A 9,616-nucleotide genomic window follows, 5' to 3' on the forward strand; every position below is an offset into this window, starting at 1 on the left:
ATGCATTGCGTCAACCCCATGGATATGGTTTACTCGGCGAACCAAACAGATAGATCAGAAGCATTTTGATGTGGTGCCTGCGGTGCGCTCGGCACGGGCAGCTCGGCGCGGGAGATGGGGGAGAGCGGTGACCGGACCAGACCTGCCGTCACTCGGTGCGCAGCAGTCGGCTGCGACGGGTGGTTATCGCCCCGGTTACGAGATTGCTGCGGAGCGGATCCTCGAGTACATCGTCAGAGAACGTCTCCAGCCCGGTGCTCGCCTCCCTACCGAGAAGGACCTGGCGGAGGCAGTGCAGATGAGCCGGACGGTCGTCAGGGAGGCGGTCAAGATCCTCTCCGCCCTCGGGCGGATCTCCGTACAGAAGGGCCGCGGCATCTACGTCGCCGAGCCGGACAGCGCCCTGTGGCGGGAGTCGTTCTCGCAATTCCTGCCCGCCGACCTCAAGCAGGTGGACGAGATGTTCGAGTTTCGCCGGTTCGCGGAGGTCGCCACCTCGCGCATGGCCGCGCAACGGGCCACCCCGACTCAGGTGAAGGCGCTGCGCGAAACGGCAGAGCAGACCGCGGATGCGGCAGCACACCACGACATCGAGGCGTTCAGCCGGGCCGACGAGGCGTTTCACGGCGCGGTCGGTGTCGCAGCGTCCAACATGTTCTTTTCGGCGAGCGTCGATGCCGTGCAACGGCTCCAGCGGCAGGTCAGCGCGATCGGGCTGGCAGGAGCCGCGAGCGGCTCACTGGTGGTGGCCGCGAGGCAGCACCTGGCGATTGCCGAGGCGATCGCGGCGGGTGACGAGGAGCAGGCCGTGGTGCTGATGGCCGAACACATCGACACGACCTTGCAGCAGTTCAAGCGGGAGATCCGCCACCGCCTCTTCTCCATCTGACCGTGCCTCCTGGCGGTCGACACTTTCATTGCGAAGGACAGCATGCGAATCACCGACGTGACCTTGGACCTGGTGGATCTGCCGGCCCAGCCCTCCTTTCGATGGCGCGCCGGACTGCCCGGCTCGGAAGGGCCGGCAGTCGGCGGCATCTTGCGTATCCACACCGACGACGGCCTGATCGGCGAGGCACACACGCGACGGGGAGTCATCGTGGCCGACCTGGTGAAGCGCCGTATCCGTGACGATCTGATCGGCCGCGATCCGCTGTGGCGGGAACTGCTGTGGCACCGCCTGTGGGAGCTGGACCGGATCGAGGAGCTTCCGATCTATGCCCTCGGGCTGGTCGACATCGCGCTGTGGGACCTGGCCGGCAAGGCGGCCGACCTTCCCGTTCATCAGCTTCTCGGCACCTACCGCGATGCCATTCCCGCTTACGCCAGCACGGTGACGTTCTCCAGCGTGGAGGAGTACCTCGACGTCGCCGACCAGTGCCTGGCAGCGGGTTACCCCGCGATCAAGCTGCACGCCTGGGGCGACGCCCGCGCGGACGCGGCGCTGTGCCAGAAGCTACGGGCACACGTCGGCGACGACGTTCCCCTGATGTACGACGGCTCCGCAGGCTTCGACCTCACCGACTCCCTCTACCTCGGAAGGGCCCTGTCGGAGGCCCGATACACCTGGTACGAGGAGCCGATGCGCGAGTTCAGCGTGACCGCCTACCGCCGGCTCGCCGAACGTGTGGATGTTCCGCTGCTCGTCGCCGAGACCTCCGACGGCGCCCACATGAACGTCGCGGACTTCATCGCCGCCGGCACGGCCGGCTACGTGCGGACCAGCGCGCAGTACAAGGGTGGCATCACCGGCGCCATGCGGATCGCGCACCTCGCCGACAGCTTCCAGCTCCGCGCCGAAGTCCACGGATCGGGCATCGTCAACGCACACCTGTGCATGGCCATCCCGAACACCTCTTACTACGAGTCCCTCGTCTACAGCAATCCAGTGGTTCGGGAGGCGGCGGTCGGCCCGGACGGGATGGTGCGAGCGCCTGTCGCGCCCGGCATCGGATACGAGTGAGGTTGCCCGCCAAGCGGCGTCGATACTGCACCGCCCGTCCGGCGATGACCGACCGAAGCGTCGTGGCCGTAAGCGCGATGGTAACGATAACACCGCCCAGAACGAGGTCCGGGGGCGAGCGTGCAGGTCAATGACGAGCTGACGACCTGACGACATGCCGAGGGACTGAGCTAGCAGCCAACGAACTCGCGGAGATCAGCCCAGATCTGGGGTTCGGATCCTTGCCCGACGGCAGGTGGCCGGCAAAGGCCATCCGCTTATCGATCACGAGTGGTGAGTGGCCGACACCCGCGGGTCGAGTCGATGAAGCCTCCTCCGCGGTCTTCGGGACTGAAGGTCGGTCCTGATACGGCGTTTCAGGATTGGAGTGCAGGTGATCAGGTTCAGACGTGTGGCGGCGCTTGCCTTCGCCGCCGTTGCCGGTGCCGCGGCGGTGGGGGCGGCTCCGCCCGCCGCACAGGCGAGCCCGCGGTTGGAGATCGATGCGGGTTTCCTGTCGGTGGGGCTGAGTGAGACCGGCCGGGTGACCAGCCTGGTGGATGTGCGGTCCGGGTTTGACTATGTGGCGGCGGGTAAGTCGGTGCCGCTGGTCAGCGTGGTGGCCGACGGGCAGCAGGCGGTACCGACCGAGGTGGCGTATTCGTCGCGGGACAAGGTGTTCACGTTCCGCACCAACAAGGCCTCGATCGATGTGAAGGTCGTACAGCTAGCGACGTACTCGACGCTTGAGGTGGTCGGTCTGGACCCCGCGCCGGGCGTGGACGTGCAGACGTTGCTGTGGGGTCCGTTGCCGACGAGCGTCACCCAGACCATCGGTGAGACGGCGGGTGTGGTGCGTAACGACGCGTTCGCCGTCGGGCTGCGCCCACTCAACGACAAGACCGTGGGTGGTTGGCCGAACGAGCATCTTGCCTATGGGTTCGGTCCGGATCTCATCTGGAACCCCTACCGCCTGCAGACCGGCGACCGGGACGACTGGCTGGCCAGTAACGTGGCGGCGAAGACGACGTGGGGCAGCGTCCTACGCGCTGCCACCTACGACTACAGCAAGGTCCGGACCCGGCAGCGGACCAACGGGTATGAGATCCCGCTGGGCCCGTTGCCGGCGCCGGAGGGCCGGATCATCGGGTCGAAGGTCGCGCTGTTCGGCAGCGCGCCGGATCTCGCGCTCAGCGTGCTGAGTCAGATCGCCAAGGAGCAAGGCCTGCCGTATCCGACGCTCAAGGGGCAGTGGCAGAAGGCGGCCCAGCGCACCTCGCAGTCCCACTTCTGGATCCACGATCTCAACACGAGCAACGTCACCGCCGCCAGCCGGTACGCCAAGCAGGCCGGGATCAACAACATCTACGCGATCGCCGGAAACGGGCCGTGGGTGTCGCATGGGCACTACCAGTTCAACAGTGCGTTCGGTGGCTCGGATGAGAACGCGGCCAAGTTGGTGGCCACGGCCGCGAACGACGGGATTGAGGTCGGGGTGCACACCCTGTCCGACTTCATCGACGTTAGTGACCCGTATGTGAGAGCGCCGGCTGATCCGCGCCTGGCCGTGGGCGGGCGGGTAAAGCTGACCCGTCCGCTCGCCGCGTCGGACACCACGCTCTATGTGGATGCCGACCGCCCACTCGGACCCGGTCTCGACGGGAAGCGGCTCCGTATCGGTGACGAGTTCATCGCCTACAACACGGTCACGAAGGTCAGCGACACCGAGTGGCAGGTCAGCGGCCTGGGCCGCGGGCAGTGGGGCTCCGCGGCGAAGTCGTACCCGACGGGCACCAGCGCGGCCCTGGTCAACGTGAACGGCTACGGCGGCGCGATCGGCGATCTGCCGATCATCGACGAGATCGCGACCCGGCTGGCCACCGCGTACAACAGCAGCGGTGTCCGAGCCACCTCCTACGACGGCCTGGAGTCGGCGGGCTACACCGGCTGGGGTGGCTATGGCTTTGCGCGCCTGGTCAACGGCGTCTATCGGCAACTCGATGCCACGGACGGGTTCATCACCGAATGCAGCAACCTCTCATCGAACACCTGGGACGCCCAGTCCCGGGCCAGTTGGGGCGAGATCGGACCCACGGACTACGCCCAGATCATCCGGAGCAACATCTTCTACCGCGCCAACTACCTGCCCGGGATGATGGGCCAGCAAGGGCTTTCCGGGAACTCCAGCCTTCAAACGATCGAACGCACCATGGCGCGTGCGGCATCCCTCGACGCCGGCGTCAACTTCGAGACCAGCGTGGGAAGCCTCGCCTCCGGGGCGAACACCACCGCGGTGCTGCAAGCCGTCAAGCTGTGGGAGTCCGCGCGCAACCACGGTGCGTTCACCGTCGAGCAGAAGAAGCTCCTAGGCGACGCCAACACCTACTGGCATCTGAGTGAGGTGGCGCGGGATCGGGAGTGGTCGCTGCAGCAGGTGGATTCGGTGGGCGAGGCGGTTGGTGCGGCGCAGCCGGTGAGGGCGCCGGTGCCGGGGTTTACCACGCCGAAGCCGCCGGATGCGCAGCTGGGCAGGTTGTACGAGTTCAAGGTGTCGTCGAGTACGCCGCAGACGGTTCGGTACGAGGTCACCTCGGGTGCGCTGCCGGCCGGTTTGAGCCTGAACCCGGACACGGGTGCGATCACTGGTGTTCCGAGCGCGGAGGGGTCCCGGGAGTTCACGATCACCGCCCGCAACGACGGCGGTGTTGCCGATGCGTCGGTGGCGTACAAGATGAAGGTGACGCCGTTCCTGGCTCCGCCTGAGATCACCCTCACCGCTGCCGTCGGGCAGGGGAAGTTGGCCCGGGGTGAGTCGGTCGACGTGTCGGTCAGTTTGCGTAATGACAGTCCGCAGTCGGTGTCGGGGGTGTTGTCCCTGACCGGGCCGGACTCGATCTCCGTCGACCCCAGCTCGGTGGAGTTCGCTGGGCTGGAGTCGGGTAAAACGCTGACCCGGACGTTGCGGGTGAGCGCCGGACCGGATGCGGGGTTGGGTGGGGTCGTGTTGACGGCTTCCGGGCGGGTGACCGGGAGGCCGGTGGCGCCGGTGCAGGTGCCGTTGACGGTGGTCAACCCGGTGGATGTGGCGGTGGGTTCGGCGGGTCTGGACCTGGTGGCTGGGCAGGCCGCGCCGGTGACGGTCACGGTCAGCAGCAACCTGCCGGACACCGTGACCACGATGGTGGGTGTGCAGGTGCCGTCGGGGTGGACGGCCGGGGAGCCGGAGCAGGTCACGTTGGGCGCCGGTGAGTCGAAGAGCGTGACGTTGTCGGTGACTCCGGCGGCGGACGCGTTCGGCAAGGCCACGGTTACGGTGGCGGCGAAGGGTGAGTTCGCCACGGTGGCCAGCAGTGTGCCGGCGGTGGTCAGCAAGCCGGTGGCGATGGTGGGCAGGGCCGATATCAGCACCCGGGAGTTCGCGTTGAGCCCGGACGGATACGCCGCCTACCCGTCGACGTTCCCTGACGATGTCGCGTTCACGGCGGGGGTGGGTGACCCGGCCACGGGCTGGAGTTACATCCAGCCTGGCCCGGCCGATGGTTGGGCGGGGGGCAGGTCGCACACGTTCCGGCTGACCGTCAACCTCGCCGCGGCGCCGGCCGCTGACCTGACGCTCACCGCCTGGCTGTATGACAGCCACGACGCCGCCCCGCCGGCGCTTCAGGTCGGGCTCAACGGCACGAGCGTGGGCACCGTGCAGACCCCGGCCGGCGCCGGTCGTGGCCACCGCTGGGCCGACGGGATCAAACCGTCCACGGTGAACGTGACCCTGCCCGCCGCCAACCTCAAGGCAGGCGACAACACGATCACCCTCACCACCACCAGCGGATCCTGGATGGTCTACGACGCCATCGGCGTACGCCAACTCCCGTAACCCCAACCAACAAACCGCACGCTGCTGCCGGCCAAGCCCGGCAGCGGCGTCCGGCCAAACTTGCCCCGGAGCTAGATCATGGGAAAAACACACAGAAAGATCACGCCGCTCATAAGTGTCGCGGCAATGATCGTCACATCATCGCTGCTCGGCCTACCCGAGACGAAGGCGTATGCGCAGCAGGCGGCAGGGAGCGCCCCATTCATCAACTCGTGGCTCGTGTCGGGGCCGTTCGACTCGCCCGTGGTCGACAAGATATATGACTGCGAAGTCGGAGAGGTGGTAAATTACGCCCCTCGGGCGTCCGAGATAACGGCGTCATCGTCGACTCTCGCCGTGAATCCCGTGTCATATCTGGTCGATGGGAGCACCAGGAACCAGTGGGTGACCGAAAACGATTCCAGCCCATGGGTGAACCTCAAATGGAGCGAGCCCGTCGCCATCAATGAGGTGCGAATCGCGCAGTGGGGCGACTCGCGGCACGTAAACAACTGGTACCACCTCACTTTCACCCTCAAGGACGGCAGCACAGTAGAATCTGGAAGGGTTGACAGCACCTCCGCCAACCCGTCCACGCCCACTGTGTATTCCATGCAGTCCGGGTTGAAGAATGTGCTCGAGATGAAGGTCGAGGTCGACAAGGGGCGTGCGCCGTACCCGTCGATCACCGGAATCTCGGAGATAGAGGTGTACGACAGGCCGGTGCCGGTCGACGGGAAGACTAAGCTTGCCCCGAAGATCGGCGAGTCGTTGAGCTTCGGCGGCGAGAGCAAGAACTGGGAATACTTCGACGACCGCATCTATAACCGAAACTACGACGATTATCAGGATCTCTACGGGTACTATGCGGTCAAGAAGGGTGTCGACACCAAGAACAAGTACGTGTATGCCCACACGTACGTCTACAGCCCGATAGAGCAGCAGGGCTACTTCGATGTCGGGGCCAGCGGGTCGTACCGGATTTATGTTAACGACCGTTGTGTGACACCTCCGAGCACCCCTGCCGAGGTGCAGAAGGATCTGACGAAGCAAGCAGTCCAGCTGCATCAGGGCTGGAACGAGTTGCTGATCCAGATCAAGCACACGTACACGGAAGATGTCAATTCAAACGGTGTGCCGGTCGCCCTGGACCAGCATGTAGCCTACCTGGGTTTCTACGGGAGAATTGCGGACCAGAACGGCAACACGATAAGCGGTCTGGCGAATTCCGTCACAGGGCCGTCCGAGTCCCTGGAGATCGTTTCGCAGGGCTTGTCGACTGCCGATCAGACCAGAGCTCCGCTGCCGAAGAACAACATGCCGTTCGGCTACCAGGAGTGGCCGTACGTCTGGAACAAGTCGGTAACCACCAACAAGTATGGGGTTGGCGCTTCGGCCTTCCAGTTCATGGCCGGCGGGGGCGCGCCAGGCTATACGTGGAAGATCGCCGCCGGTAGGTTGCCCGATGGCCTGGAGTTGAACGCCGACGGCACCATCGCGGATGGCCTGGTCAATGAGAAAGTTGACCTGAACAGCACCAAGGGCATCATCGGCGGCCACACCGAACCGGGCGACTACGACTTCACCGTCCAGGTTACTGACAGCGCGGGGAACAACACTTCGAAAGACTTCACGATCACGGTGAAGGAACGCCCGAACAAGTGGTTCGAGGAAGGCCGAGTCGGGGCGCTGACCCATGCCACCCCAACCTACAACTACTTCGTGGACCCGAACTACTCGGCTGATCAGTGGGCGGCGAGGGCCAAGCGCCAGGGGCACTCGCTGGTGTCGGTCGAAGCGCTGCAGCAAAACTACTTCTGGCCGTCCAAATTCGCCGATCCGAAGCACATCAGGCAGGAATACCTTCCCAAAGATGAAAATGGCAGGGTGGTAGACGGGCTGAAGCAGTACGAACTGGCCGTAAAGCGCTACGGCATGAAGTTCGGCCTGTACTACGCGACCGAGGGCGGTGGGTTGAGGCATTATTCCACCGACGTGTTCGTGCAGAATGTGGAGGACCTCATCCAACGGTATGCTCCGGCATACCTGTACTTCGACGGTCCACAGGCGATGCCCAATGCCAATTTCGACGTGATGTACAGCCTGGTCCGCGATTACAGCGACGAACTTATCGTTGACTCGAATGCGTGGGGCGCAGAATACGGCGATCCTGATCTGAGGACCGGCGAGGCATCCGGCATTTATGCGAACGCAGGGACGAATCACCTTGTCAAGCGAGCCACGATGGAACCGTGGAAAATGATCCACACCAAGAACCAGCAGTCCCCGTACTACGGTCAGCGCGACGACTTCAGGCTGGTCACCAAAGAGATGGTCATGAACGCGGGGCGTGGCTATGTCGACAACAACGACCAGTCCGTCATCGACAGCCGGGGGCCCAACTGGGATTCACCTCAGGTGATCGCCACGAGGTATCCGAAGGGAGTCCAGGAATTCATCGACGTGAGGGAGAACCTCAGTCGCTGGTTCGCGCCGGACGGTCTGCCGGAGAGACACGAGTCCACGACCGGCACGACGCCGTACTTCCTGGCCGGCTACGGATACGAAGACGACGGGAGAGGAAACTACGAGAGGTTCGCCTTTCCCAGCAGCACGACCGGCCCGCAATGGGGCTACGCCACCTCCAGGGACAACAACATCTATCTGCACGTCATAAAGGGGCCAGACGGCAAGAAGGGATTCGGCGCAATTGCCGACAGGTCGCTGACCATTCGTCCGATCAGCGATCGGGTGACGTCGGTGACCTGGTTGAACAGTAACCTCCCGGTCACCTCCTTCAGTCAGAACGGTGACAGCCTGACGATCAACCTCGCCAACGTTCAGGAAGATCCGATCGACACGATCATCAAGATCGTGACCGATAATCCCGCCCGGAAGTACCAGCTCACCAATGTCGTCGCGACCGGCGAGCGGTTGGCGCCCTCGGTACTGAAGGTCAATGCGGAGGGATATATGACGTACCCAGCTCTGAAGGCGAAGCTCTCGGCAATCGCCTACAGCAGCACAAACCCCGACGTAGCGCGGGTCACCGCGGCAGGAACCGTGATTCCGGTATCGAACGGTACGGCGAGCATCAAGGTGCGGGGTACTCATGAGGGCGTCACCAGAGAAGATGCGTTGAAGGTCAGAGTCAAGGACCGTGCTGTTTATGTTGCCGAGGACATGATTGGTGCATCCTTGCTGGTCGAAGGAAAAGAGGTTTACGGCGAGTTCGGTCTGACCGACGGGCTCCGCTACGAGCTGGAAGGCAGGTCGGCCAAGGGTGGCGCCATCGGGTTGGATGCGGCACAGGTCAGATGGCATGGCGGCATCGTCGATCTGGATGGCGGGGACAAGTACCAGCCGATCGCCATCAAGGAAGTAGACACGTTCACCTTCAAAAACAACAAGATCGTCACGCCGGACGTCTCGGAGCGTACGAGAGGTGTGGTTTGGGCGGACGTGACGCTGGACGGTAAGACCGTTACCACCAATAAGGTCTTCCTGGACCTGTTGCCGTACCGGAACCTTTCGAAGACCGCCGAGATTACGGCCAGCCAGCAACAAGATGCGGTGAAGCATCTCATCGACGGCAGGGCGGTCGACGCCACCAACTTCGATCGGTTGAAGTGGTCGGTTGCGGCGGGGGAGCAGGCTTGGATTCAATTCAAACTTGCGGCGAGATCCGAGCTTTCGAGCATCGACATAAACTTCAACTCGGTGGACCAGAAGTATGTCAACACGCCCAAGACGGTAAGGATCCAAACCAGTTTGGACGGCGTCAGCTGGACTGATGCCGGTACGATCAGCGGCCCCACCGG

The 9,616-nt window shown here is 64.0% G+C and carries 4 protein-coding genes; all 4 read left to right on the forward strand.

The annotated features are described in order from the left end of the window. The first annotated feature begins 127 nt into the window (after positions 1 to 127). Positions 128 to 889 (forward strand): FadR/GntR family transcriptional regulator, encoded by a 762-nt coding sequence (locus FXF52_RS31865; protein ID WP_222870782.1) that lies wholly within the window; start codon positions 128 to 130, stop codon positions 887 to 889. A gap of 42 nt (positions 890 to 931) precedes the next feature. Next, positions 932 to 1,963, forward strand: a complete 1,032-nt coding sequence (locus FXF52_RS31870; RefSeq protein WP_148802461.1) for an enolase C-terminal domain-like protein — start codon at positions 932 to 934, stop codon at positions 1,961 to 1,963. A 373-nt stretch (positions 1,964 to 2,336) separates the two neighbouring features. Then, positions 2,337 to 5,816 (forward strand): putative Ig domain-containing protein, encoded by a 3,480-nt coding sequence (locus FXF52_RS31875; protein ID WP_148802463.1) that lies wholly within the window; start codon positions 2,337 to 2,339, stop codon positions 5,814 to 5,816. 384 nt (positions 5,817 to 6,200) lie between these two features. Beyond that, a partial coding sequence (locus tag FXF52_RS31880) for an Ig domain-containing protein (RefSeq protein WP_187413842.1) occupies positions 6,201 to 9,616 on the forward strand: 3,416 nt, incomplete at its 3' end.

Source organism: Micromonospora sp. MP36 (assembly GCF_008119785.1).
Classification (GTDB): domain Bacteria; phylum Actinomycetota; class Actinomycetes; order Mycobacteriales; family Micromonosporaceae; genus Micromonospora.